The sequence below is a fragment of the Gordonia amarae NBRC 15530 genome (assembly GCF_000241345.1).
Taxonomy (GTDB): Bacteria; Actinomycetota; Actinomycetes; order Mycobacteriales; family Mycobacteriaceae; genus Gordonia; species Gordonia amarae.
The window spans coordinates 96,059-122,174 of the sequence record NZ_BAED01000020.1 but is presented as its reverse complement, the minus strand read 5'-3'; the positions used below and the strand labels follow the sequence as shown (position 1 = coordinate 122,174).

The following is a 26,116-nucleotide window of genomic DNA, read 5'->3' as shown; positions in this document are numbered from 1 at the left end:
GGTCAAGAGGCTACAAGACGCCGGCATCCGGCCACAAAGCGAATACGGGTTCTGCCAGAGTGGAGGATGTGCGCGCCGTAGCCGATACCGAGTCCCTGTCCGTGTCCGAGGTTCCCGATCCGATTGCCGGGCCGGGTGAGGTGGTGATCGACGTCGTCGCCGCCGGGGTCAACCGGGCTGACCTGCTGCAACGGCGCGGGGCGTATCCGCCGCCGAAAGGGGCGTCGGAGATCCTGGGGCTGGAGGTGTCGGGGCGGATCAGTGCGGTCGGCCCGGATGCCGGGGGTTGGCGGGTCGGCGACGAGGTGTGTGCGCTGCTCGCCGGCGGGGGTTACGCGGAGAAGGTGGCGGTGCCCGCGGCGCAGGTGCTGCCGGTCCCGGCGGGCGTCGACCTGCAGACCGCCGCCGCGCTGCCGGAGGTGGCGTGCACAGTCGTATCCAACCTGATTCTCACCGCGAATCTGCGCGCCGGGGAACTGCTGCTGATCCACGGTGGGTCCAGCGGGATCGGCACCCACGCCATCCAGCTCGCCTCCGCGCTCGGCGCCCGGATCGCGGTCACCGCCCGCAACCAGGCCAAATTGGACCGCTGCGCCGAACTCGGCGCCGGCATTCTCATCGACTACACCACCGACGACTTCGCGCAGGTGATGAAGGACAACGGCGGCGCCGACGTCATCCTCGACATCATGGGCGCCAAGTACCTGCCCGGCAACATCGCCGCGCTGCGCACCGGGGGCCGGATGGTCACCATCGGGCTGCAAGGCGGGGTGAAGGGTGAGCTGAACATGGGTGTGCTGCTGGCCAAACGGCTGTCGGTGTTCGGGACGACGCTGCGGTCGCGGCCCGTCGACGGGCCCGGCGGCAAGGGCGAGGCCGTTACCAAAACGCTCGAAGTCACCTGGCCGCTGATCGAGGCCGGCCGGATCGTGCCGATCGTCGACTCGGTGTTCGGGTTCGATGACGCGGCCGCCGCGCATGCGCGCCTCGACAGCGGGGATGCCGTGGGGAAGGTGCTGCTGCGCGTCGGTGCGTGAGTGTTTCGGGGTGGTGTGGTGGTCAGCCGAGGGAGGCGAGGGTGCGGACGAGGTGGTCGACCTCGACGGGAGTGGAGTAGGGGCCGAGGCCGATGGTGACGGCACCGCCGAAGTCGTTGACACCCATCACGTCGAAGGCGCGGCTGGGGATCCCGGTGAGGGCGCGGACGCCGTTGTCGGCGAGGCGGCGGACCACCTTGTCGGCGCCGACATTGGCGACGGTGAAGCTGAGCAGCGGGACGCGGTTGGCGGATTCGCCGATCACGTGCACCTGGTTGAGATTCTCCAGCGTCGAACGCAGGTAAGTGAGCAGCCGGTCGAGGTATTCGGACTGCCCTTTGATGGCGGTGGTGAGGCGCTGTCGGCGTTTGCCTTTGGCCTCCTCGTCGAGGTTCGCCAGGTATTCCACCGACGCGACGGTGCCGGCGAGCAGCGCGCCGGAGACCCGTTCGGGTTCGAGGCGGGCGGGGCCGGTGGCCGACGGGTCGAGGCTGACGGATTCGAGGGCGTTCAGACGGTCGGGGTCGGCGAACACCATCGCCGCCACCGGCGGCCCGCCCCAGCGCTGCGCCGACACGACCATCACGTCGGCACCGATCTCGTTGATGTCGAGGGTGTCGAAAGGTGCCGCACTCGTGGCGTCGACGACGAGCAGCGCACGCGCGTGCACGGCGCCGTCGACGATGGGTTCGAGGTCGGTGATCACACCGGTCACCGACGACGCCATCGACACCGTCACCACCGACACCGGGCCGGTCAGGAGCTTCTCGAACTGCCACGCCGGCAGCTCACCGGTCTCGACGTCGATCTCCGCCCACCGGGGGCTCCAGCCGCTGCGTTTGGCCAGCCGCAGCCACGGGACGATGTTCTCCTCGTCGTCGGTGCGGGAGACCACCACATCACCGACGGACTTGTGGGAGGCGAGCAGCGACTCGGTGAGCGCCGACATCAGTGAGAACCGCGAGTTGCCGAGGACGACACCGGCCGGGTCGCCGCCCACGAGGTCGGCGATGGCCCGGCGGGCCCGGTCGGTCACGTCGGCCGAAGCCCGGCCCGACGGGTAGAGCGGGTTCGGAGGGGCCGCGAACTGGCGGAATCCCGTCGACACAGCCGTGGACACCGAGTTGGGAATCAGCATCCCGGCCTGTGGATCGAAGTGGATCCAGCCGTCGCCCAGTGAGGGGAACAGCCCACGCACATACGCGACATCGAACGACATGGCCACCACCCTAACGCGCACCCCACACCAAACCCACGCAAAGCCACCCCAAGCACCCCCTAAGCTCGAACCCATGATTCCTAATCCGTTCAGCAGTGACGCGTCGTCGGCGGCCGGGGCCGGTGACGACGAACAGATCGTGGTCGTCGACTCCGATGCAGACGGCGAGTCGCAGAGTGTGGCCGCGATGGTGGAACAGCCGGCGAAGGTGATGCGGATCGGCACGATGATCAAGCAGTTGCTGGAGGAGGTGCGGGCGGCACCTCTCGACGATGCGAGCCGCAACCGGCTGCGTGACATCCATCAGACGTCGATCCGGGAGCTGGAGAGCGGGCTGGCACCGGAGTTGCGGGAGGAGCTGGAGCGGCTGGCGTTGCCGTTCTCCGACGACGCGACGCCGTCGGATGCGGAGCTGCGGATCGCGCAGGCGCAGCTCGTCGGCTGGCTCGAAGGGCTGTTCCACGGGATCCAGACGGCGTTGTTCGCGCAGCAGATGGCGGCGCGGGCGCAGTTGGAGCAGATGCGGCAGGGTGCGTTGCCGCCGGGACTGGGTGGTCCGGGCGGGCCGGGTCACGGTCACGACAGCACCGGACAGTATCTATAGCCGCCTGAGCGGGCCACACCGGTCAAGGGTGTTCCGCTTGTATGCTGAGTCTCCGTGTCGATAGTTGTCGGTGACGACGTTCCCCCCGCCCCCGAGGTGTCGGATTCGCGTACGCTGCGGCGTGGTCTCGCCGACCTGGTGGCGGGGTTGCGCAATCAGGAGCTGTGGCTGCATCTGGGCTGGCAGGACATCCGGCAGCGGTACCGGCGGTCGGTGCTGGGCCCGCTGTGGATCACCATCGCCACCGGTGTGACCGCGCTGGCGATGGGTCTGCTGTACGGCGAACTGTTCGACCAGGACATCAAGACGTTCCTGCCGTATGTGACGCTCGGCTTCATCTTCTGGAACTTCATCCAGATGTCGATCCTCGACGGCGCCGAGGTGTTCAGCAAGAACGAGGGCCTGATCAAGCAGATCCCGGCGCCGGTGAGCGTGCACGTGTACCGGGTGGTGTGGCGGCAGCTGATCATCTTCGCCCACAACCTGGTGATCTTCGTGATCGTGCTGATCGTGTTCCCGCAGGATCCGGGGTGGGGTGTACTGCTCGTTTTTCCGGCGTTCGCGCTGTACATCCTCAATTCGGTGTGGGTGGCGATCGTGTTCGGCATCCTGTCGACCCGTTTCCGCGACATCGGCCAGTTGCTGACGACGTCGGTGCAGCTGGTGTTCTTCATGACGCCGATCATCTGGTCCGCCGACAGCCTGAGCAGCACGACGCACGAGTCGTCGAGCAGGCTCAAGATCGTCGAGATCAACCCGATGTTCCACTACCTTGAGGTGGCTCGTGGGCCGCTGCTGGGCCATCACGTCGAGCTCTATCACTGGCTGGTGGTCCTGGGCTGCACCGCTTTCGGCTGGCTGCTGGCCCTGTTCGTGATGCGTAACTACCGGGCCCGCGTGCCCTACTGGGTGTAGGAGAACTGATGGGAACCTCGGATGTGCGGGTGGACACCTGGAACGCGGGTGTCGATTTCCCGATCTTCGACGCGAAGACGCGGTCGATCAAGAAGTCGGTGATCGGTGCCGCGGGCGGCGTGATCGGGTCGACGGGGTCGAAGGTGATGGTCGTCGAGGCCCTCAAGGACATCAACCTTCATCTCAAGCACGGCGACCGGGTCGGCCTGGTGGGCCACAACGGCGCCGGCAAGTCGACACTGCTGCGGTTGCTGGCCGGCATCTACGAGCCGACGAGCGGGTCGTGCCGGGTACAGGGCCGGGTGGCGCCGGTATTCGACCTGGGCGTCGGCATGGATCCGGAGATCTCCGGCTACGAGAACATCCTGGTGCGCGGCATGTTCCTGGGCATGAGCCGCAAGGAGATGCTGCGCAAGGTCGACGACATCGCGGAGTTCACCGAGCTCGGCGACTACCTGGAGATGCCGCTGCGCACCTACTCCGCGGGTATGCGGGTGCGGGTGGCGCTCGGCGTGGTCACCAGCACCGACCCGGAGATCCTGATCCTCGACGAGGGCATCGGCAATGTCGACGCCGCGTTCATGAAAAAGTCCCGCAAGCGGCTGCAGGAGCTGGTGGAACGCTCGGGCATCCTGGTGTTCGCGAGCCACTCCAACGAGTTCCTGGCGCAGCTGTGTGACCGGGCGCTGTGGATCGATCACGGCCGGATCCGGCAGGAGGGCGGGATCGAGGAGGTCGTGGAGGCGTACGAGGGCCCGGAGGCCGCGGCGAGTGTGCGCCGGGTGCTGGCCGACATGGAGAAGGACAGCAACGCCGACGATGCTGTTAATGCCGAGGGTGAGGACAGCGAGTGAGCGAACGTATCGTCGCGGTCGTCGTCACCCACAAGCGGGCTGAGCTGCTGGCCGAGTCACTGAAAGCTGTTGCCGCCCAGGATCGTCCGGTCGATCACCTGGTGGTGGTCGACAACGCCGACGAGTCCGTGGCCGCGGATCTTGTTGCCGGACAGCCTATTCCGACCACCTACATCGGTTCCAAACGCAACCTCGGTGGCGCGGGCGGTTTCGCCCTGGGCATGTTGCAGGCGCTCGCGCTGGGCGCGGACTGGGTGTGGTGCGCCGACGACGACGGCCGCCCCGACGGCCCGTCGGTGCTCTCGACGCTGCTGGCGTGCGCGCACAAGCACGGGCTCGACGAGGTGTCGCCGGTGGTGGCGCGCATCGACGACCCCGACACCCTCGCCTTCCCGCTGCGCCGCGGGCTGGTGTGGCGGCGCAAACGGTCGGAACTGTTCACCGATGACGAGACCACCGACGACGACCTGCTGCCCGGCATCGCGTCGCTGTTCAACGGGGCGCTGTTCTCAGCGCACGCGCTGGAGGTGGTCGGTGTGCCCGACCTGCGGCTGTTCTTCCGGGGCGACGAGGTGGAGATCCACCGTCGGCTGCAGCGTTCGGGCCTGGCCTTCGGCACCTGCCTGACCACCGGGTATCTGCACCCGGACGGCGCCGACGAGTTCCGGCCGATCCTGGGCGGGCGGATGCACACCCAGTACCCCGACAACGAGGTGAAACGGTTCTTCACCTACCGCAACCGCGGCTACCTGATGAGCCAGCCCGGCATGCGCAAGCTGCTGCCGCAGGAGTACGCCCGGTTCGGCTGGTACTTCCTGATCCAGCAGCACGACCCGAAGGGTTTCGCCGAATGGGTGCGGCTACGACGGCTCGGCCGGCGGGAACGGTTCATCCGGCCCGAATAGCGTCATCGCCGGTTCCTCCTCGGGCAGTCCGAGGTCGAGCTGCCCCTGCCCCTCGCTGAGCCGCTGCGCGGCGACCCGCTTGAGGATGTCGAGTTCCTTCTCCGAGTGCGCCGACCCGAGATGCTCGATCTGCCGGGATCCGCGCCGGTTGGCGTACACGATCTGCACAGCAGTCGCCCCCGAAGCCGTCTTCACCGTCCGCACGTACGCCACGGGGGTCCAGGTTACCCGCGCCCGGCGAGCAACCGCTCCTCATGTCGCAAACGCATGGGAGCACCCACATTTCGGCTGTTTCCACCGACCTCGTCACGGCGAAGGATTGTGGTGTACGTCTCAGTCCGCAAGAGGCGGGCTGGGGGTGAACCTCAAGGAGGACGCAGTGCGGGTAGCAGTCATAGGCCACACCGGGATGGGTGGCAAAGCCATCACCGAAGAACTCGTCAGGCGCGGCCACCAGGTCACCGGGCTCGCGCGAAACGCCGACAAGGCCCCACAGATCGATGGCCTGACCAACGTCGGCATCGACATCTTCGACCCCGCGTCGCTGCGTGATGCGCTACGGGGCCACGACGTGGTCGTATCGGCATTCGCCGCGGGCCACGACCTTTCCCCCGACACCTTCTACCGGCAAGCGGAGGGCACACGCCGGATCATCGGTGCGTTCAAGGAGTCAGGCGCCGGGTACCTACTGTACATCGGCGGCGTCGCGAGTCTCTATACCGAACCGGGCGTACAGGTCTACGACTCCCCCGGCTTTCCGGGAACGTACTTCGGTACCGCGCCCGCGCCGTTCCTGCACTGGCTGGGCGAGATCACAGGCGTCGGGCTCTTTCACGAGTCCGCGGAACGCCGCGAGCGGGGTGAACTCGGCCCGCGCGAGTCGGACCCGGTCATCGTCGGCGTGGTCGACTCATGGGAGGCGATTCCCCTGCTGGAGGGATGCCGGATCGCGCTCGACCTGTTCGCGCACCGCACCGACATCGACTGGAGCTTCCTGTCGCCGCCGTGGCTGTACCGGCCCGGAAAGGGTTCGGGGAGTTACCACCTCGGCATCGACTACGTGCCGATGGAGAACGGTCACCCGGCCGGCATCGACGTCCCCGACCTGGCGCTGGCCGTCTGCGACGAGACCGAACGCAGGGCCTTGATCCACCGGCACTGGACGGTATCGGGGGCGCAGGAGAACTTCTGACGGTCCGGAAACGGTAAGCGGCCCGGGCACTATGCCCGGGCCGCTACCTGTCTCTGTCAGATCACCTGTGACACAGTATGGTTGAGTTCAGGCTGTCGTGTTCAGGTGCTCGCCGGGGCCAGGACGATGTCGAAGCGGGTGCGGCTCCACGGGCCGTCGAGGACTCGGCCGTCGGGGGTCGGGGTGCCCGCCGGTTGCGGCCCGAACTCCTTGATGAGAGAGTCCTTGACCCCGAACACGGTGTCCTTCTTGCCGATCGGATCTCCGGTCGGGAAGATGTGGGTCACCAGGGTGCGGGCGCCGGGGTGGCTGACCATGAAGTGCAGGTGGCTCGCGCGCATCGGGCTACGGCCGACGGCGGCGAGCATCTTGCCCACCGGGCCGTCGTCGGGAATGGGGTACGGGGTGGGCGTGAGACCCCAGAACCGGAATTCGCCGTTGCTGTCGGCGATCAGCCGACCGCGCGCGGTGCGGCTCTGGGCGTCGCGCTGCACGTCGTACAGGCCGTCCTCGTCGGCCTCCCACACCTCGATGACCGAGCCGGGCAATGGTTTTCCGTCGGTGTCGGTGACGGAGCCCTCGACCCAGCAGGGTTCGCCGGGCGCCCCGAACGCGATATCGCCGCCGAGTTCGACGTCGGCGGCGTCCTCGACGAAGAAGGGCCCGAAAACCGTTGCCTCGGTGGCGCCTTTGTACGCGACGTTGTTGACGTTGATGGTCTGCATCGACGCCCCGAGGGCATCGCTGAGCAAGACGAACTCCTGCCGCACATCGTCGGTGATGTGTCCTGCGGCGGTGAGGAATTCGATTCCCTTGCCCCACTCCTCCTCGGTGAGCCGCACGTCGCGGATGAACGCGTGCAGATGCTTGGTCAACGAGACCATGATCTCCCGCAGGCGTGGATTCTCGCAGGCACCGAAGCTCGCGACGACGTTGTCGACGAGCCTCTGCTCGATCCGCTCCTGCGCGGGGGTCACGTCACGGTGCCCGCTTGCGGCCGTATCGACCTGCGCCGAACCGGGATTCACGAAGGTTCCGGTACTCATGTCGGGTCCTCTCCTGCCCATGCCTTCCGCAACAGGGCGGTGATGTTCTCTTCCGTGGCCGGTACCGGATTGCTCACCGGTGCGGCCGCGAGGATCGGGGCGACGGCATCGTCGATCCCGGACTCGGGCATGCCGAGCTCGGCGAGGGAACCGACGACACCGAGGTCGCGGCGCAGCTCGAACAGGCCGGTGGCGGGGTCCGGTTTCCCCAGAGCCTGGGAGATCCGTTGCGCGGCATCGGCGGCGGCGGGTGCGTTGAGGGCGGTGACATAGGCCAGGACGATGGCGTGCGTCTCCGAATGGGACAGCCCGTACGCGCCGCCGAGCACATGACAGATCTTGTGGTGCAGGCCCGAACCCGCGGAGGCGAAGGCGACGGCGGCGAGGTAGGCGCCGTACAGCGTCTGTTCCCGCGCCGCGAGGTCGTCGGGGTCGGCGCCGAGGGCGCGCAGCCCCGGTATCAGGGCCCGCAGACCCTCGGTGCCCAGTGCCTTGTTGATCGGGTCGGCCCGCGGCGCCCAGAAACCGTCCACCGCGTGGGCGACGGCGTTGAGCCCGGATGCGACGGCCAGCTGCCCTGGCAGTGACCGGGACAGCGTCGCGTCGTAGACGACGACCTTGGGCAGTACATGTGGGTCGCTACCGGTGACCTTGCGGTTGTTCTCGGTCTGGCCCCACACGTCGGTGGCCTCCGAACCGGCGAAGGTGGTCGGGACCGCGATCACGGGCAGATGAAGGTCGCGGGCGATGATCTTGGCCAGCCCGACGGCCGAGCCGCCGCCGATGCTGACAACCGCGTCCGCACCGGACTCGGTCGCGACACTCACCGCCGCCCGGGCGTTGCCGGCCGGAACGTGCTGGACGATGTCGGAGATCCGGGCCACCACGGCGACCTTGCCGACGACGGCGTCGGCGATCTCGGCTGCGAAGGCGTCGGCGATCAGCAGGATCCGCGACGCCCCGGCCCCAAAGCCCTCGGCGGCGAGCCGAACGTTGTCGGCGGCCTGTCCGGAGCCGAACAGGATCCGCTGGCCGAGCGTGGTGTGATCGAACCGCATGCCGGTCACCGTGCAGCCGAACGGGATTCGGCCCGGTCGAGCCACGCCGTGAGCGCGGCGGCGACCGCGGCGGGATCTTCGAGCGGCGAGAAGTGGCCCGCACCGTCGACGGACACGAGTTCGGCGCCCGCGATCCCAGCGGCGAGTTCGGCGCCGAGTTCGGGTGGGATGATCGTGTCGGCGCTGCCGACGAGTATCACGGTGGGCACATCGATCGTGTCCAGTTCGGCGCGGCGGTCACGACGGTCGAGAACGGCCAGCTGTTGATCCCGCAGCACGTCGGCGCCGAGGGTGCGGACCATGGAGCCGGCGGTCTCGACGACGTCCGGCCGGTGCGGTGCCACGGCGCCGGACACCAGGTCGGCGGCCTGCTCGAACCCACCGGAGCCGATCATGTCGATCAGGCCCAGCGAGTTCTGCCGCTTGTCCTCGGGTGCGGCGATCGCGGAGGTGTTGACCAGTGCGAGTCCCCGCACCCGGCCGGTGCCGCGCAACGCGATATCGAGACTGACGTAGCCGCCCATCGAGATACCGGCCAGATAGAACTCGCGGGGGGCACGGGCCAGGATGTCGTCGGCCATGTCGGCGATCGACGCTCCGTTGCCACGGAGCACGTGCGCCCGCACACCGTCGCCGAGACGGTCGATCACCGGTTGCCACAGCCGTTCGTCCGCGCCGAGGGCGGGAACGAATACCACAGGAATGCTTGACATCTCAGACCTCCGCACCGTCGACAGCGAGAATCGTACCGGTGGTGAAACCGGCATCCTCGGACACCAGATAGGACACGGCCGCCGCCACCTCGGTGCCGGTGCCGGTGCGGCCGGCGGGCAGCGAGTCGAGCGTGGCCTGCCGCGCCTGCGGCGACTGGGCCTCGAAGATGTCGCGCACCCGGCCGACCGTCGGCAGGATCAGGCCCGGCGCAACCGAATTCACGGTGATACCGGTGCGGGCGAGGTCCTTGGCGAGCTGTTTGGTGAACCCGTTCAGCGCGGCCTTCGACGCGGCGTACGGCAGTCGCGCACCGACCGTGCCCGACGGCCCGAACTTGCCGTTGGCCACCGCCGACGAGAAGTTGACGATCCGTCCGTACCCGTTTCGCTGCATCAATGCGACAGCCTCACGGGCACACAGGAATGCGCTGGTGAGATTGTTGTCGAGGACTTTGCGCCAGATGTCGCCTGACAGGTCGGCGAGCGACCGGACCTGATCCGAGCCGCTGCCGCCCGCGACGTTGACGAGAGCGTCGAGACGCCCGAAGCCTTCATCGATCCGTGCGAACGCCGCGATCACGGCGTCCTCGTCGGTGAGGTCGGCGGCGAGGGTGAGCGTCCGCGCGCCCGCCGCCTCCGCGTCGACGCTGGTCTTCTCCAGCCGGTCGGCCTGGATGTCGAGCAGGGCGACATCGAAGCCGTCGGCGGCCAGCCGGATGGCGATCTCGGCGCCCAGGCCCTGGGCAGCGCCGGTGACCGCGGCTACTCGTCGAGTCATCACTGTGTCCTCGTTTCGCGTGTTCACGATGCCGCCGTCGCCGCTTCGGAGCGCAGACCCAGCTCGGCCAGGATAGCCTCGGTGTGCTCACCGACCTCCGGGATCGCGCCCATGAGCGGTTCCGTGCCCGCGAAGGTGACCGGCGGTATCAGACCGCGCAGTTCACCGGCAGGGGAATCGTAGGTGCGCCAACGGTTCCGGGCTTCGAGCTGCGGATGATCGGCAAGCTCCCCCATGTCGCGGAGCATGGCGTTGGCGATGCCGGCGGCCTCCAGTTCATCGGCGACCTGCCCTGAGGTGCGGTCGGCGAACACCCGCTCGATCTCGGCGCGCAGTTCGTCGGCGTTCTCCACCCGTAACGAATTACGCACGAAGCGCGGGTCTGCGGCGAGATCGGGGTTGCCGAGGATCTTGTCGCAGAACGTTGCCCATTCGCGTTCGTTCTGCAGGCCGAGGAACACCAGTCCCTCGCCGCAGGTGAACGGACCGTACGGGTAGATCGAGGCGTGCCGGGCGCCGGTGCGGTCGGGTGCGCTGCCGCCGTACATGGCGTAGTTGAGCGGGTAGCCCATCCACTCGGCGAGCGCCTCCAGCATCGCGACCTCGATGGTGGCGCCGGTGCCGGTCTGCCCGCGTTCGATGATCGCGGTGAGGATGCCGGTGTAGGCGTACATGCCCGAGGCGATGTCGGCGATCGAGATGCCCACCTTGGACGGCTCGTCGGGGGTGCCGGTGATCGAGACCAGGCCGGCCTCGCACTGTACGAGCAGGTCGTACGCCTTCTTCTGGGTGTACGGTCCGCCCGCGCCGTAGCCGGAGATGGACACGTGAATGAGCCCGGGATTGATCTCGCGCAGCGCGTCGGCGCCCAGGCCGAGCCGTTCGGCGGCGCCGGGGGCCAGGTTCTGGATGAACACATCGGCGGTCTCGGCGAGCGCCTTGACCGCGGCAAACCCCTCCTCGGATTTGAGGTCGAGGGCGATGGATTCCTTGCCCCGGTTCAGCCAGACGAAATGGCTGGCCATGCCCTTGACCGTTTCGTCGTAGCCGCGGGCGAAGTCACCGACCCCGGGCCGCTCGACCTTGATGACGCGGGCGCCGAGATCGGCGAGCTGACGGGTGGCGAACGGCGCGGCGACGGCCTGTTCGAGGGCGACGACGGTGATTCCCCGCAATGGTGTCATGGCACTCACCACGCCCCGATAAGGGACGGTGTCTCAAGTGTTTTCGTGAAGGAGAGGACCTCGCGCGCGAGGTCGGGATCGCTGCCCATACGTCGGAAAACCTCCAGGTTCCGGTCACGTTCCGACGGGTCGTCGGAGTGGAAGATCAGTGTCTTGTTGGCCACGGCCCGCGGGCTGGCCTTGTCCAGGAAGGCGGCCCTGCGCAATTCGGCATACTGGTCGAGAATGCTCTCGTCGGCGTCCCCGGCGATGACGGCCCCAATCGCCTCATTGAGCACGTAGCTGTCGAACAGGCCCATCGTGAGGCCCAGTCCCCCAGAGGGATTGGTGATGTGCGCGGCGTCGCCGGCCAGGAGAACCCGGTCGGCGCGGAAGCTGGACGCCGCCCGCTGGTGCATGCGATATGGTGCCGTCGCGACGATCTCACACCTGGCGGCCACATCCTCGCCGAAGACGTGAGCGAGCATGCCGGGAAGGCGCTCGCCGACCGTCTCCTCGGGCAGCGCGGCGTCCTCCATCCAGGTGTACCGCCACAGCCCGTGCTCGCCCGAGTTGTCGATCTTGACAATGATCGCCCCGCGAGGGCCGTCGAGGTAGAAGGTGGTCTGCGACCAGCCCTCCCGGTTGTCCGGGAAGCGGAGGTTGGTGGCGACGAAGCGTTCGGGCCAGGTCATGCCGTCGAACTCGACGGGCAGGGCCTTGCGGACCGCGGACTGCGCGCCGTCGGCACCGATCAGCCACTGCGCGTGCAAGGTATGCTCGCCGGCGTCGGACCACACCGTGACATCGACGCCGCCGTCGTCCTGCGAGACACCGGTGACCTTGTGCCCGAACAGGACCCGGGCGTTGTCGTACCGTTCCAGGTGCTGCAGGGCGATCTCGGCGAGCCGGTGCTGACCGAGATGTAGATTGAACGGGTACTTCACGTGCCCTTCGAGGCATTGCAGGCCGTAGGCGACGATCTCGCCGGTCTCCCGGACGCGATACTCGTAGTCCTGCTTGGTGAATCCGGCCGCCAGAGCGTCCTCGAGCACACCGAGTCGTTCCAGGCCTTCCAGGACGGACCAGTGGTAGAGCGGTGCCCGCGGAGCGCTCGGGATCTCCGGGAATCGCTCCACCACGGTCACCCGGACTCCCTGCCGGGCGAGTCCGAGCGCGTTGAGGAGGCCTGTCGGCCCGGCGCCGGCGACGATGACCTGTTGATCGTCTGCCACGAGTTCACTCTCCTATCAATGTAATACAGGCCACATCGTGGCCACGGATTCACCATCCCGCACTACCGCGCCGGGCGCCAATAACCGTCGTTCGGTGTGGTCATGCTCGGCGCGCATCGACTCGGCGGGCGCGGCGTTCACATCCCGGTCAAGGTACTGACCGCGCAGACCGATCCGGCGGCGCTGCGGGCCTCCGCGCCGGCGTCCAGGCCGTCGGTGCCCGGGACGACGGTGAATGTCTGCGGCCGGGTCATCGGCGACACCAGCCGGTATCCGAAGGTCTTGCCCACCAGGTCGATACCCTCGCGGCGATAGTGCTCGCCCATCATCAGCGCCAGCAACGGGCCGTGGATGACCAGACCGTCGTAGCCCTCGGAGCGGCAGAAGTCGACGTCGTAATGGATGCGGTGGGCGTTGTAGGTGAGCGCCGAGAACCGGAACAGCATCCGCTCGTCGACGGCCAGGTCGAGGGTGGGTCCGCCCGGCGGTGCGGGCGGGGTGGGCGGTGTGGGCAAGGCATTGGAACCGCCTGCCCGGTAGACGATGTCCTGTTCCTCGTGGATGACGAGTTCATCGTCCTGGAAGATCTGCTGGGCAACCGTGGTGAAGGTCAGCAGACCGGTGCGCCCCTGCTTGTCGACGGACTTCTTGACCGAGGTCACCTTGGTGGCGGGGGCGCCGATCTTGAGCAGCCCGTAGGTGGTGACGCGGCCACCGGCGAACATCCGGCGACGGCCCTCCCCGGGCGGCGCCGGGATGCCGACCACGGGATGGCCGTCGTAACCGAGGTCGCGTTCGGGGCTGCGTTCGAGCAGGTACATCCAGTGCCACAGGGGTGCGATGGTGTCACCGGCACCGAACGGCACCTCGATGTCGAGCATCGCGGCGAGGGATTCGGCGGGTTCAGCTGCGATGATCTCGGTCCGCTCGATCTGGTCCGGGGTGGTGCTGGTGGTGGCGTCTTCGGTGGTGGTCATGAGCTTCCTTCAGTTGGTGCCGAGTGCGTGCAGAAGTTCGGTGAGATCGCTTGCGTTGTCGAGATTCTCGACGGCGGTGACGAGCCGCTGCGCCCTGCCGTCACCGAGTGGGCCGAGCAGGGACGTGGCCTTGGCGACGACCTCGGCGTGCGTCATCGGGTTCTTCGCCGAACCCTTGGCGTCGGTGGGGTCGCCGGCCTCCAGGACGATGACCTCACCGTCGGTGAGGGTGAACTCCAGTCGCGGACCGTCGAGCAGACCGATACCGGGTTCGACCTCGAGGGACACCTTGGCCATGGCCCCGCGGATGCGCGGCTCAGCGAGCCGCAGCGGCTCGTACTCGTCGAGACCCAGCCGCCCGCCGCACAGGGCCAGTGCCAGCGCGTACGGGAGGCTGAACTGGGCGTCGAACACCGTCTCGATCCGCTCGACCGACAGCATGTTGTACGCGGTCTCGCCGAGCGCGACCCTGACGGACCGCACATCCTCGGCGGTGAGCGACCGCCGCGTGAGCAGCGCCATCACCACATCGACCGCGGAATGCGAACCACGGCAACAGGCGTACGGCTTGAGGTAGGAGCTGGCGACGTTGAGGTCGGTGCCGAGGTTCTCCACGGCCCGTTCGGGATAACCGGTCCCGCCGTTGTAGGTGGCGATGATACCTCCCCACTCGGCCTCGAAAAGCCTGCTCGGGCCAGTGATTCCGGCGCGGGCGAGGACCGCGGCGTCGACGCCTGTCTCGCAGGCCTTTCCGGGGTGCAGGCGTTTAGTCATCGCCCCGTCATCCTTGAACGCCCAGATGCCACCGGTGAAGGAACCCGCGATGCCGAGGGCGTCGGTGAACCGATCAGCGTCGAGGCCAAGGCATTTCGCGGCGGCAGCAGCGGCGCTCAGGCTGCCCATCGTGCCGGTCGTGTGCCAGCCGCGGTCGGTGTGCGCACCGAACCCGCCGAGTGCGGCGAGGGCACGAAAGCCGATGTCGTAGCCGGCGATGGTGGCGGTGATCAGTTCCCGCCCGGAGGCACCCACCACCTCGGCGGCGGCGATCGCGGCGGGCAGGACGGTCACACCGGCATGCCCGGAACCGCCGCCGTCGTCGAAATCGCGGGCATGTGCCGAGGTTCCGTTCGCCAGTGCCGCCTGCGCGGGGTTGAGCCGGAACCCGGTTCCCCACACCAGACTTCCGCTGGCGGAGTCCTGAATGCCGGTGAGCGCGCGGATGACCCGGCCGGCCTCGGGCGTGGCGGCGCCGTACATCGCGACCGCGAGCGTGTCGAGGATGTGGTCCTTGATACCGGCGACATCCTCGGCCGGCAGATCATCGAAGGTAACCCGCGACCAGTGCGCGGCAAGGGATTGCGTGAGTGTGGGGTTCTCCCGGACGGGACTCTGGGACATGCTGGTTCAGCCCCGCAGGTTGAGCGTGAGCTTGTCGATCAGCCAGCGGCCCCCGGCCTGCCCGACACTCGTCTCGGACTCCACGATCGTCGCCTCCGGGTAGCGGCGGGCCAGCATCCCGACGACCTCCGCGATCTCGGCCGTCGCGAGGGCCTGCCCGAGGCAGTTGTGCGGGCCGGAACTGAACGTCAGCGGCACATTGCGTTCCCGGTCGAGATCGAAGACATCCGGGTTCTCGAAACGTTCGGGGTCGCGATTGGCCGACCACACCGCGATGTGGACATCACTGCCGGCCGGGATCGTCACCTCACCCACCTCGATGTCCTCGGTGGCGATCTTGCTGATCATGCCGGTCCGCGGGTACAGGCGCAGTACCTCGGTGACGGCGTCCGGGATCAGCCCGGGGTCGGCGACGATGCGCTGCCACGCCTCCGGTTCCCGCAACAGCGCCCAGACCACCAGCGACGCCTGGTGGGCGGTATTGACCGAGCTGGCCTCCAGCATCGAGGTCGCCTCAGTGACCACCTCCTCCTCGGTGAGCTTGCCCTCGTCGCCCTGCTGGATCAGGTACGACAGCATGTCCTCGCCGAGACCCGCGGCCCGTTTGCGGGCGATCAGGTCGTCGAGATACTCCCACTGCTCGACGTAGGCGCCCCGGACGGTGTCGGCGACGGTGCGGTCGCGGGTGAGCAGCGACAGCGTGCGCTCGGAGATCGACTGCACCTTGGGCGCGTCCGACATCGGCGCACCGGCCAGATAGCAGTAGACCATCGACGGGATGCGCCGGGCGACGGTGTCGTGGACGTCGATCGGCGCGGTGTCGTCGAGTTCGTCGGCGATCTCGTCGATGATGCCCCGCAGCACATCCTGGATCTTCTTCACCCGCGCCGGCCCCATCCAGCGAGCCAGCGGGGAGCGCAGGTGCAGATGCGGCTTGCCCTCGATCATGATGATGCTGCGCTCACGGAAGTCGTGGACCGGGCCGTCGGTGATGCCGATCTCCTCCATCAGCCTCAGGGCGGAGTTTCGGAACCGTTTGTCGCGCAGTACCTTTCCAGCGGTCTCGTAATCGGTGACAGCGTAGCCGTAGTCGCCGGAGACAATGGATTGTCCGTGGAAGGCGCCGCCGGAATGCTGATCGGTGTCCGGGGCGAACGGATCGAAGATGGTGGGGGCGCTCATCACGGGGAGCTCCTTCGTCGTTGCGATCGGGCGTGGGATGTCCGGCCCGTGGTTCCCGTCCATCGTGAGCCGGGTCACGTCGCGACGACAAACATCGTTTTGTTCATTGCTCCATGCGCGAGGTGAATACCCCGTGCACCCCGCGTTTCCCGCCGCGGAAAAAAGCATTCGATGCAGAAAACGCATCGACCCGGTCACTTTCGCGGCATTGCCGGGACCGAGCCGCGCGCCCATGCTGAATCCATCGCCGATGTGACAGCGGTCACCCGATCCGACCAGGAACTCCCGACCGCACCGGCTCTCCCACCCACGCCGAAAACCCCAGGGGCAGCAATGACCGTCACCACCACCCGCACCGAGAGGCCTGTCGCGGCCGCCGACACGGATCCGGCCGGCACGGACCTCACCGCCCGCGCCACCGAACTGATCCCGCTGATCCGGGAGTACGCCGCGCAGGGCACCGAGGCGCGTCGCGTCGCCCCCGAGGTCATCGCCGCCATCGATGAGATCGGGATGTTCCACGCGATGGTGCCCACCCGCCTCGGCGGCGCCGGCGTCTGTCTGCGCACCGCTGTCGATGCGACCAGCGAGATCGCCCGCGGCGACGGCTCCACCGGCTGGGTTGCCGCCCTCATGATGATGGGCACCGCGTTCTCGGCCACCTGGTCGGCCCCCTGTCAGGACGACATCTTCGGTGTCGGCGCCCGGCCGAAGATCTGCGGCGTGTTCTCCCCCGGCGACAAGCCGGCAAAAGTTCCCGGCGGATACCGGGTCAGCGGCCAATGGCCCTACGCCTCAGGTTCTTTCGCGGCCGACTGGGCGTCGATCACCATCGAGCTGGAGGACGGGGCACTGGCCATGGGCCAGATCCCGCGCGAGGCCTTCACCATCGCGCCCACCTGGTTCGTCGCCGGGATGGAGGGCACCGGCAGCGACACGATCGTGGTGAAAGACCACTTCCTGCCCGAGTACCGGCTGCAGCGGGTCTCCGACATGTTCGAGGCCGAGTTCGCCACGCCGTACACCGACGACGCGATCGCCAACATCCCGTTCAACGCGGCCGCCTCGGTGATCCTGGTGGCCCCGCAGCTCGGACTCGGCAGGCACGCCCTGGAACTCACCCGCGCGCACCTGCCGTCGAAACCCGTCGCGTACAGCATCTACGGTGAGGCCAGGCAATCGCCCACGCACCAGGTGAGCGTGGCGAAGGCGGCCACGAACCTGCACATCGCCGAGCTGCTCGTCGGGCAGATCTGCGACGAGATCGACTCGGCGTCGGTGACCGGGGAGCGCCTGGACCTGGAGACGAAGGCCCGCATCCGCAACGACTGCGGCACCGCTGTCGAACTCGTCAATGACGCGATCGCACAACTGCTGACCGCCAACGGCGCCGGATCGTTCGCCGACGCCAATGTGCTGAACCAGATCTGGCGTGATTCGGAGACCGGTGCCCGCCACGCGCTGGTCACGCCCGACATCGGCCGCGAAACCTACGGGCGCGTCCTGCTCGGCAACCTCCAACCCACCATCGTCCTCTGAAAGCCCCGTCTTTCTGAAAGCCCCGTCCTGCGAAGGAGACGAGCAGCCCATGAGCAGCCCAGCCCCCCAGACCCCCGCGGTGTCCGACCCGGCGCACTATCGCAAGGCGCTCGGCCACGTTCCCACCAGCGTGTCGATCATCACCGCGACGGGCCGCGGCGGCCCGATCGGGATGACGATCGGGTCGTTCACCTCGGTCTCGCTCACGCCGCCGCTCATCGCCTTCTTCATCGACAAGGGCTCTTCCACCTGGCCGCTCATGTACGAATCCGACCGCTTCGGGGTCAACGTGCTCGGGCACCGGCACAGCGAACTGTGCCGCACCTTCTCCCGCCCCGTCGCCGACCGGTTCGAGGGAGTCGACTGGCAGCCATCGCCGCACGGCATCCCCCTGCTCGACGAGGCGATCGTCGCCCTCGAATGCACCCGCGTGAAGGTCGACGTGATCGGAGATCACTACCAGGTCGTCGGCCGGGTCGAATCGCTGGAAGTGCGGGCGGCCGACCCGCCACTAGTGTTCGTGCAGGGCGGATTCCTCGACCTGACCCCGCCCACCGTCCCCTGACCGACCATCCGGCACACAGACATTCCCCCTGAACCTATCCAGAATCCAACCCACGCAAAGGAAGTCGACAATGACCACCACGCTGACCCCGCCCGCAACCACCCTGCCCGGACTGGATCCCGAGATCGTCGCCCGCGCAACCGCACTGGTCCCGCTGATCCGCGAACACGCCACCGAAGGCGCCGAGAACCGGAAGATCTCCCCCGAAGTTGTCGCCGCCCTCGATGAGTCCGAACTCCTCCGGATCTTCCTGCCCGCGCGGCTCGGCGGCCTGGACGTGTCGATGCACACCGCGCTGGAGACCATCGCCGAGGTCGCCCGTGGCGACGGTGCCACCGCCTGGGTGCTGACGCTGTTGTCCTCGGGCACCGCCTTCGGCGCCACCTGGAACGATCAGGCACAGGAGGAGATCTGGGGCGCCGACCCGCGCGCCAAGCTGTCCGGCACCTTCCAGCCCACCCCCGACGTCAAGCGCGTCGACGGCGGCTACGTGATCAGCGGCCGCTGGCCGTACTCGTCGGGTTCCTTCGCCGCCACCTGGGCCTCCCTCGGCATGCTCGTCGAGGTCGACGACCCCACCGAGAACCCCGTCGCCCTCGCCCACATCCCCGCCTCGGACTTCACCATCGAGGACTCGTGGTACGTGACCGGTATGAAGGGCACCGGCAGCGACACCATCGTCGTCGACAACGCCTTCGTCCCCGACCACCGCATCCAGCGCCTGACCGGGATGTTCGCGGGCGACTTCGCCACCTCGCACAAGGAGGACCGGATCGCCCGCGTGCCGTTCGGTTCGGTGGCCGCGCTGATCCTGGCCGCCCCGCAACTGGGTCTGGCCCGGCACGCCCTCGAGATCGTCCGGCAGTCGATCGTGGGCAAGCCGATCCTGTACACCAAGTACACGCAGGGCCGCCTGTCGCCGACGCACCAGCTCGCCGTCGCCGACGCCGCCACCAAAATCAACCTCGCCGGCCTGCTGCTCGCCCAGTCCGCCGACGACGTCGACCGCGTCGTCGAGGCAGGCGTGCCGTTCGACCTGGAGGACAAAGCACGCATCCGCAACAACACCGGCGTCATCGCCGAACTGTGCAAGGACGCGATCAACCTGCTGCTCACGGCTGCCGGTTCGGGTTCGTTCGCCGAGGCCAACGTGCTCAGCCGGATCTGGCGCGACTCGGAGACCGCCGCCCGGCACGCCCTGGTCACCTCCGCCCTCGGCCGCGAGGCCTACGGCGCGGTGCTGCTCGGCGATCCCGAGCCGGCCCTGACCTCGCTGTGAGCCCCGACCTCGCTGTGAGCGCCGTTCAGGAGCTGGCTCAGCTCACCATCGTCCCCGGCTCGGCGGGCGAGTTCGAGGCGGCCTTCGGCAAGGTGCTGCCGGCACTGCGCTCCGCATCGGGTTGTCTGGGCGCCGAACTGCTGCGCAGCGTCGACGTTCCCGACACGTACGTGCTGCGTGTCGACTGGGCACGGCTGGAGGACCACACCGAACACTTCCCCGCCTCCGAGGCCGGGCAGCAGGTGTTCGAGGTGCTGAAGTCCTATTGCGCCGGACCTCCGCACGTCATCCACGTGGCCACCGCCGGCGTCAACGGCTAGGCGGCAACACCCCAGTCAGGGCCCCCGGGTTCATCCAGAACCCGGGGGCCTTGACTGCTAGCGTCAGTCGACATGGCCAACGACGGTGACGTGGCGGGGAGCCCACCGGACGAGGAATACAGCCCGGACGGCCCGGGCTGCACTCAATCGCATCGGGATACCGCACAACAGGACGAGGTGGACCGCGCCGACGAGAATGCACCCGGCGCGGAGCCGCCCCTGGACCGCGAACAGGCGATCGCCTCGATCATCCAGTCGATCTTCTTCCTGGCCCGCAAGATCCAGCGGATCAACCTCGGTGATCGGGCGATGTACCTGAGCAATGTGGAGAGCCTGATACTGCGGCATATCGACGTCAATCCCGGCATCGTTCCCGGCAAGATCAGCGCCGATCTGGATCTGCGCAGCGGAAACACGAGCACAGCGTTGCGGTCGCTGGAGGCCAAAGGCCTGATCACCAAGGATGTCGGTGAAACCGACCGCCGCCGTTCCCATTTCCGGCTCACCGAGGCGGCTCACGCCGAGGTCGCCGAGGTCCGCAGTATCTGGGCGGAAACCCTGGGACCCCTCATCGGACCCGATGCCGACCTCGACGCGGTCCTGCTTGTCCTGGGCCGGCTCGACGCCGGGCTGACGGACTGACCCGGCAGGACGGGTCCAACCATGCCGGTCGATGCAAACGGTGCATCGACCCGGCGAACTTCTGCGCATTGTCGGGAGGGCTGTACACGCCGAATGTAGAAGGTGACCCGAATCACCTTCTACCGCAGGAGCTACACCATGCCTCTCACCACCCGGCAACCCGGCGGCCTGGACCGCAGGCGCTTCTACATCGGTGGCCGGTGGGTGGATTCGGTGAGCGACCGGGTTCACAAGCAGACCGAGGCCGCTACCGGCAAGGTGATCGGCACCGCCTCGCTGGGCGGTGAGGCCGACATCGACGCCGCCGTCCGGGCCGCCCGGTGGGCCTTCGACAACGGCCCCTGGGGCCGCACCACCCCGGCCGAACGGGCAGCGGTCCTGCACCGCTTCGCCGACAGCCTCGAACGCCGCGCCGCGGGCACCTCCACCCTCGTCAGCCGCGAGAACGGCATGCCGATCGGCTTCTCCGAGCAGGTCAACGGCGGGGTGCCCGCCTTCCTGGTCCGGATGTACGCCGATATGGTGGCCGGCCTCGACCTAGAGGTGGCCCAGCCCAGCGGCGCCGGGTCGACCCTGGTGCGCCGCGAACCGCTCGGTGTGGTCGGCGCCATCGTGCCGTGGAACTTCCCGCAGGCACTCGCCGCCTTCAAATTCGCGCCCGCGCTGGCCGCCGGCAACACCGTGGTCCTGAAACCGTCACCCGAAACCGCGCTCGACGCATACATTTTCGCTGATGCCGCCGCCGAGGCCGGACTGCCCGAGGGCGTATTCAACGTCGTCCTGGGTGATCGGGACGCCGGCGCCGCGCTGGTGTCGCATCCGCTGGTGGACAAGATCGCCTTCACCGGTTCGACGGAGGCCGGGCGCGCGATCGGCGCCGAATGCGGCCGCCTGATCCGCCCCGTCACCCTCGAACTCGGCGGCAAGTCGCCGGGCCTGTTCCTCGAGGACGCCGACCTGGACACCTTCCTGGCCGCCCTCGACGGGGCGTCGTTCCTCAACAACAGCCAGACCTGCACCACGCAGTCGCGCATCCTCGTCGACCGGTCCCGCTACGCCGAAGTGGTCGACGCGCTCGCCGACTACGCCGATTCGCACTTCACCATCGGCGATCCGCTCGACCCGGCGGTGACGCTGGGTCCGATGGCGAGCGCCGGACATCACCACCGGGTGCACGGATACATCAAGGCGGCCAAGAAGACCCAAGCGCGTCTGGTGGCCGGTGGGCGCCGGCCCAAAGATCTGCCGGACGGATACTTCCTGGAACCGACCGTGTTCGCCGACGTCGCCCCCGGCGACAGGCTGGCCCGGGAAGAGGTCTTCGGCCCGGTTATCGCGGTGACGCCCTTCGACGACGAGGCCGACGCGATCCGCCTGGCGAACGAGACGAACTTCGGTCTCGCCGCGGTCGTCTACAGCTCCGACGAGGACCACGCCCTGCGGGTGGCCCAGCAAATCCGTTCCGGCACAGTGGGACTCAACTACTACCTGCTCGACCTCGGGGCGCCGTTCGGCGGTTACAAGGAATCGGGTATCGGGCGTGAACTCGGCGGCGAGTTGGGGCTGGAGCCTTACCTGCAGTACAAGTCGATCTACGCCTCGGCCAAGTACCTCACCCCCGCTGCGGCGGAATCGGCTCCGGTGCAACAGGACAGCGCGGCGGTGCCCAGCCCCGCCGACACCGCCCCGAGCAATGCGGCCGACGTCGTCGAGGCGTACTTCGCGTGCGTCACCGCCGGCAACTCGGAGGCGCTGGCCGACCTGTTCGCCGACGACGCGGTGCTGCAGAACGCCGCCGGCACCCTGTACGGCGCCGCGGCGATCGCGCGGATGTACCGCACGGGCGTCACACCCGGAGCGATGCGGCCGAGTCCGCGCCGCATGGTCGTCGACGGCAACCACGTCAGCGTCGAAATCGACCTGGACGCGGGCGGCTCCACGGTGACGCTGGCCGACTTCTTCACCGTCGTCGACGGCAAGATCAGCCGGTTGGCCATCTACAGCCTGACCCTGACCGACGGCAAGCTCTTCGACAAGGTCGGTAAGGATCCGGGCAATCAGTAGCCCTCGCGCACAACATCTTCCGCGCATCTGAGCAATCGGCACAGATACCCTTCCAGCACAGAGGAGAAATCCATGAAGATCGCAGTATTCGGACCTGACCGCCGTGTCGGCATCATCGAGAACGACTCGGTGATCGACGCCAACGGCGCCTACGCCAAGTACCTCGCCGACACCGGCGCCGTCCGTGCGCAGGAGCACGCCGACGCCTTCGTCCCGGCCGGCCTCAACAGCTTCATCGAGGAGGGCGCCGCAGCCCTGGCCGCGTCCCGCACCGCCGTCGAGCACGTCACCGGTGAGTCCACCGGCAGCACTACCGGCGTGCACGGCCGGCAGATCGTCTTCGCTCTCGGCCAGACCCGGCTGCATCCACCGATCGAGGGTCCGTCACGGATCTTCGCGGCGCTGGCGAACTTCTCGGCGCACATGCAGGCCGCGGCCAAGAACACCACCGACGCCGCCACCGTGGAGACCATCAACAAACTGCAGGCCGGCGGCCCGAAGTACTTCATGAAGGATGCTCGCGCCGCGTCCACCGACGGTGATCCGGTCCGCTACCCGGCCCGCACCACCCTGATGGATTACGAGGCCGAGGTGGCCGTGGTGATCGGCAAGCAGGTCCGCGACGTCGCCGCCGGGGACTTCACCCCGGTCATCTACGGCTACACCCTGGCCAACGACTGGTCGATCCGCAGCAACGTCTCCTTCGGCCCGGACTTCCAGTACTCCAAGAACTTCGACACCGGCACCGGCCTGGGCCCGTGGATCGTCGTCGACGAATCCATCGACCCCCTCGATATCCCGGTGGGCCTCAAGGTCAACGGCGAGGTCCGCCAGGACGGCAACACCGACCAGATGGTGCACGATTGGGGCGCGTTCGGTGCCCACCTGTCCCGGGATCTGACTCTGTACCCGGGCGACATGATCCTCTCGGGTACCCCGAAAGGCACCGCCGTCGACTCGTCCAAGCGCGAACCCGACGGGACCTTCCTCGATGATTCGGCCTTCCTGAAGCCGGGTGACGTCGTCGAGGTGTTCTCCCCTCTGCTGGGCACCCTGACCAACGAGATCGTGAAGGCCGACTGATGACCGCGCAGACGCTGCACGACGTCGGCGGCATCCTGTACGAGCGGCCCTTCAAGATCCGCCGGCTCAACCACTTCGGTATCTCGGTGCACGACACCGGTGCTGCCCTGACGTTCTACCGGGATCTGCTCGGTTTCAAACTCGCCGACGTGATCGACACCGCCGTCACCGATCCCGGCCCTTGGCACGAGGGCCTGCCCGACACCAATGTGTACTTCCTGCGGCACAATTCCGACCATCACACGTTCGTGCTGATGCCGCGTCCGTGGATCGAGCACATGGAACCCCCGGCCCGGCCCGACATCACCGTCAACCAGGTCACCTGGCAGGTGTCCACGCTCCGGGAGGTCGTGCAGGCCCGGTTGTGGCTGCAGGAGCAGGGACGCAAGATCGACCGGTACGGCCGCGACCCCGGGTCCAACTGGCACACCTATTTCCCCGATCCGACCGGGCACACCAACGAGTTGGAGTACGGCATCGAGCAGGTGGGCTGGGACGGGCGCAGCAAGCCACAGGCGATGTGGCCGTGGGTGCAAGAGCATCCCGAATTGCCCGCCGGTTCGGAGGGTACCGAGCTGGCCGCGGCGATCGCCGACGGCATCGATCTCGCCTCCGGGTTCCGCTGGCTCGACAAGTCAGAGAAGAAGTACGACGTCGGCGGGGTGCTGCTGGGCCGCCCCTTCGTCCCGGTACGACTCGGGCCGGTGAGCCTGTTCGTGGACGACCTCGACGCCGCCGAACGCTTCTACACCCAGACCCTCGGCATGACCAAGTCCGAGGAGACCGTCGTCGCAGGCCACCGCGCGCTTTTTCTGCGGGTGAACACCGAGCATCACAGCCTGGCGCTGCTGCCGCTCGAGGCCCGCGAGACACTCGGCCTGTCTGACGAGAGCACCCTGTGCAGCTTCGGTATTCAGCTCGGCTCGTACGCCCAGTTGCGCGATTCGCGGGCGTTCCTGGAGTCGCACGGGGTCAAGCTCATCGACCTGCCGCAGGAACTGCATCCCGGCATCGACTATGTGGTGCACGCCGTCGACCCGGCCGGGCATGTCATGGCGCTGTACTACTCGATGGAGCAGGTGGGCTGGGACGGCCGGGTGCGCCCCGCCGACCAGCGCCGGAAGGTGCAGACCGGCACCTGGCCGGAGGCCCTCGAACCGATGTCCGACACCTACGCCGGCGAGACGTTCTGGGGGCCGATCGGCTGACGATCGCCGTACCGGTCACGGGTCTGACAATTTTTCTCTGAAAACAGAGATTTCTTGCCTCAGACCCGTGACACGGGTCACTACGGCCTCTATCGTGGACAGGCATGGAGGTACGTGAACTTCAGTGGTTCCTAGCCCTCGCGAAGAGTCAGAGCATGACCAACACCGCGACGGAACTGCACATCAGCCAGCCCACCCTGTCGCGAGCCCTCGGCCGGGTCGAGCGCAAGCTCGGCGTCAAGCTCTTCGACCGCAACCAGAACCGCCTCCGGCTCAACAAGTACGGCGAGATCTTCCAGTCCCACGTCATCAAGGCGATCAAGGAACTCGAGGACTGCGAGGAGGAGATCCGCACCCTTGTCGACCCGGAGAGCGGGGTGGTCTCCCTCGGCTTCCTGCATTCGTTCGGCGGCTGGCTGATCCCCACCCTCATGGACCGCTACCGCGCGAAGGCACCCAACACCACGTTCGAGCTCGAGGGCGGACCCGCCAACACCATCGTGGAGGCCGTCCGCTCCGGACGTATCGACATCGGCTTCGTCGCCCCCGAACCCACCACCGACGATCTGGTGTGGGTTCCGCTCGGCAAGGAACGGCTCTGCCTGGAGGTGCCCGAGACCGACGAGTGGGCCGACCGCACCGAGGTGTCGATCGCCGAGATCGCCGAACGCCCGATGGTGGCCCTCGGCACCGAGTACGGCCTGCGGCAGACGGTGGACCGGCTGTTCGAGGCGGCCGGCCTCAAACCCCAGATCACCATGGAGGCAACCGAACTATCGACGCTGCGCGCGCTGGTCAGGCACAGCGCGGGTATCGCCATCGTTCCCGTCGCCCCCGACGAGCATCTGATCCCCACCAGACGCATCGTGATCAGTGATCCGGGCGCGTTCCGCCCCTACGGCGCCGTGGTGCGTCGTTCGGGACCGCACGGCAATGCCGCCCGCCAGGTTCTCCGATTTGTCGCCGAGACATCGGATTTCGGGGCCGGACGGGACCCCGGCACTGCCACCCCACGCACCCTGAGCAAGGCCGTCTGAAGTCCGGTCCGTCGTTTGGGCGCGGGATTCTCCTGCACCGTAATGTTTTTCATCGCCGGCCGGTACGTGTGCCACACGTACCGGCCGGCTCTTTCCGTGCGGC

Annotated in this window: 25 protein-coding genes and 2 pseudogenes; 16 read left to right on the top strand and 11 right to left on the bottom strand. The window is 67.8% G+C overall.

Going from position 1 to position 26,116, the window contains the following annotated elements; all coding sequences use genetic code 11:
- Positions 1–68 precede the first annotated feature (68 nt).
- Positions 69–1,037, top strand: coding sequence for an NAD(P)H-quinone oxidoreductase (locus tag GOAMR_RS05550; RefSeq protein ID WP_040514517.1), 969 nt, complete (start codon positions 69–71; stop codon positions 1,035–1,037).
- A 22-nt stretch (positions 1,038–1,059) separates the two neighbouring features.
- On the opposite strand, the gene GOAMR_RS05545 is transcribed toward GOAMR_RS05550, so the two are convergent.
- Positions 1,060–2,256: an aminotransferase class V-fold PLP-dependent enzyme gene (locus tag GOAMR_RS05545; RefSeq protein ID WP_005183852.1), complete on the bottom strand. Its 1,197-nt coding sequence runs from the start codon at positions 2,254–2,256 to the stop codon at positions 1,060–1,062.
- Positions 2,257–2,329: 73 nt separating this feature from the next.
- Here GOAMR_RS05545 and GOAMR_RS05540 point away from each other — a divergent pair, with 73 nt between their 5' ends.
- From GOAMR_RS05540 to glfT1, 4 genes are read left to right on the top strand one after another with little or no spacing between them, the layout of a single operon-like run.
- Positions 2,330–2,860 (top strand): bacterial proteasome activator family protein, encoded by a 531-nt coding sequence (locus GOAMR_RS05540; protein WP_005183850.1) that lies wholly within the window; start codon positions 2,330–2,332, stop codon positions 2,858–2,860.
- A gap of 54 nt (positions 2,861–2,914) precedes the next feature.
- The gene (gene wzm, locus GOAMR_RS05535; protein WP_005183849.1) at positions 2,915–3,775 is read left to right on the top strand and encodes a galactan export ABC transporter permease subunit Wzm/RfbD; all 861 of its coding nucleotides are present in this window, start codon (positions 2,915–2,917) and stop codon (positions 3,773–3,775) included.
- Positions 3,776–3,783: 8 nt separating this feature from the next.
- A complete protein-coding gene (gene wzt, locus GOAMR_RS05530) occupies positions 3,784–4,629 on the top strand; it encodes a galactan export ABC transporter ATP-binding subunit Wzt/RfbE (protein ID WP_005183847.1) in 846 nt (281 codons plus the stop codon).
- Positions 4,626–5,534, top strand: a complete 909-nt coding sequence (glfT1, locus tag GOAMR_RS05525) for a galactofuranosyltransferase GlfT1 (protein WP_005183845.1) — start codon at positions 4,626–4,628, stop codon at positions 5,532–5,534. Before wzt ends, glfT1 begins: the two co-directional genes overlap by 4 nt.
- 24 nt (positions 5,535–5,558) lie before the next feature.
- Here glfT1 and GOAMR_RS05520 read toward each other — a convergent pair.
- Positions 5,559–5,747: pseudogene (locus tag GOAMR_RS05520) on the bottom strand (IS1634 family transposase); the annotation flags it as partial.
- Positions 5,748–5,913: 166 nt separating this feature from the next.
- Here GOAMR_RS05520 and GOAMR_RS23510 point away from each other — a divergent pair.
- The gene (locus GOAMR_RS23510; RefSeq protein WP_138943606.1) at positions 5,914–6,726 is read left to right on the top strand and encodes an NAD(P)-dependent oxidoreductase; all 813 of its coding nucleotides are present in this window, start codon (positions 5,914–5,916) and stop codon (positions 6,724–6,726) included.
- Between the two features lie 101 nt (positions 6,727–6,827).
- On the opposite strand, the gene GOAMR_RS05505 is transcribed toward GOAMR_RS23510, so the two are convergent.
- From GOAMR_RS05505 to GOAMR_RS05465, 9 genes are all read right to left on the bottom strand, one after another.
- Positions 6,828–7,772 carry a hydroxyquinol 1,2-dioxygenase gene (locus GOAMR_RS05505; protein ID WP_005183839.1) on the bottom strand — a complete coding sequence of 315 codons (945 nt, stop codon included), beginning with the start codon at positions 7,770–7,772 and terminating at the stop codon, positions 6,828–6,830.
- A complete protein-coding gene (locus GOAMR_RS05500; RefSeq protein ID WP_040514462.1) occupies positions 7,769–8,830 on the bottom strand; it encodes a maleylacetate reductase in 1,062 nt (353 codons plus the stop codon). The genes GOAMR_RS05505 and GOAMR_RS05500 overlap by 4 nt, the downstream gene beginning before the upstream one ends.
- A gap of 5 nt (positions 8,831–8,835) precedes the next feature.
- Positions 8,836–9,543, bottom strand: coding sequence for an alpha/beta fold hydrolase (locus GOAMR_RS05495; protein WP_005183835.1), 708 nt, complete (start codon positions 9,541–9,543; stop codon positions 8,836–8,838).
- Between the two features lies 1 nt (position 9,544).
- Entirely contained in the window at positions 9,545–10,321 is a 777-nt protein-coding gene (locus GOAMR_RS05490) for an SDR family NAD(P)-dependent oxidoreductase (RefSeq protein WP_005183832.1), read from the bottom strand.
- A 23-nt stretch (positions 10,322–10,344) separates the two neighbouring features.
- A complete protein-coding gene (locus tag GOAMR_RS05485; RefSeq protein ID WP_005183829.1) occupies positions 10,345–11,505 on the bottom strand; it encodes a CaiB/BaiF CoA transferase family protein in 1,161 nt (386 codons plus the stop codon).
- Positions 11,506–11,510: 5 nt separating this feature from the next.
- Positions 11,511–12,719, bottom strand: a complete 1,209-nt coding sequence (locus GOAMR_RS05480) for an FAD-dependent oxidoreductase (protein WP_005183826.1) — start codon at positions 12,717–12,719, stop codon at positions 11,511–11,513.
- Between the two features lie 137 nt (positions 12,720–12,856).
- Entirely contained in the window at positions 12,857–13,696 is an 840-nt protein-coding gene (locus GOAMR_RS05475) for an HTD2 family dehydratase (protein ID WP_005183823.1), read from the bottom strand.
- Between the two features lie 9 nt (positions 13,697–13,705).
- Positions 13,706–15,094, bottom strand: coding sequence for an MmgE/PrpD family protein (locus GOAMR_RS05470; protein ID WP_005183820.1), 1,389 nt, complete (start codon positions 15,092–15,094; stop codon positions 13,706–13,708).
- Positions 15,095–15,100: 6 nt separating this feature from the next.
- On the bottom strand, positions 15,101–16,276 hold the full coding sequence (locus GOAMR_RS05465; protein ID WP_005183818.1) for a cytochrome P450: 1,176 nt from the start codon (positions 16,274–16,276) through the stop codon (positions 15,101–15,103).
- Between the two features lie 333 nt (positions 16,277–16,609).
- Between GOAMR_RS05465 and GOAMR_RS05460 the strand changes: the two genes are divergently transcribed.
- From GOAMR_RS05460 to GOAMR_RS05420, 10 genes and pseudogenes are all read left to right on the top strand, one after another.
- Entirely contained in the window at positions 16,610–17,815 is a 1,206-nt protein-coding gene (locus tag GOAMR_RS05460; protein WP_005183816.1) for an acyl-CoA dehydrogenase family protein, read from the top strand.
- Between the two features lie 49 nt (positions 17,816–17,864).
- Positions 17,865–18,380: a flavin reductase family protein gene (locus GOAMR_RS05455; protein WP_005183813.1), complete on the top strand. Its 516-nt coding sequence runs from the start codon at positions 17,865–17,867 to the stop codon at positions 18,378–18,380.
- Between the two features lie 70 nt (positions 18,381–18,450).
- Positions 18,451–19,659 (top strand): acyl-CoA dehydrogenase family protein, encoded by a 1,209-nt coding sequence (locus GOAMR_RS05450; RefSeq protein ID WP_005183811.1) that lies wholly within the window; start codon positions 18,451–18,453, stop codon positions 19,657–19,659.
- A 14-nt stretch (positions 19,660–19,673) separates the two neighbouring features.
- Positions 19,674–19,979, top strand: a complete 306-nt coding sequence (locus GOAMR_RS24450) for an antibiotic biosynthesis monooxygenase family protein (protein WP_040514513.1) — start codon at positions 19,674–19,676, stop codon at positions 19,977–19,979.
- Between the two features lie 72 nt (positions 19,980–20,051).
- Positions 20,052–20,621 carry a MarR family winged helix-turn-helix transcriptional regulator gene (locus GOAMR_RS23505; RefSeq protein ID WP_005183801.1) on the top strand — a complete coding sequence of 190 codons (570 nt, stop codon included), beginning with the start codon at positions 20,052–20,054 and terminating at the stop codon, positions 20,619–20,621.
- A 138-nt stretch (positions 20,622–20,759) separates the two neighbouring features.
- Positions 20,760–22,229, top strand: a pseudogene (locus tag GOAMR_RS05435) (aldehyde dehydrogenase); the annotation flags it as partial.
- Between the two features lie 33 nt (positions 22,230–22,262).
- Entirely contained in the window at positions 22,263–22,685 is a 423-nt protein-coding gene (locus tag GOAMR_RS25870; protein WP_373278770.1) for a nuclear transport factor 2 family protein, read from the top strand.
- A 72-nt stretch (positions 22,686–22,757) separates the two neighbouring features.
- Positions 22,758–23,768, top strand: coding sequence for a fumarylacetoacetate hydrolase family protein (locus GOAMR_RS05430; RefSeq protein WP_005183796.1), 1,011 nt, complete (start codon positions 22,758–22,760; stop codon positions 23,766–23,768).
- Entirely contained in the window at positions 23,768–24,976 is a 1,209-nt protein-coding gene (locus GOAMR_RS05425; protein WP_005183786.1) for a VOC family protein, read from the top strand. Before GOAMR_RS05430 ends, GOAMR_RS05425 begins: the two co-directional genes overlap by 1 nt.
- A gap of 104 nt (positions 24,977–25,080) precedes the next feature.
- Positions 25,081–26,013: a LysR family transcriptional regulator gene (locus tag GOAMR_RS05420; RefSeq protein WP_005183783.1), complete on the top strand. Its 933-nt coding sequence runs from the start codon at positions 25,081–25,083 to the stop codon at positions 26,011–26,013.
- The last annotated feature ends 103 nt before the right edge of the window (positions 26,014–26,116 follow it).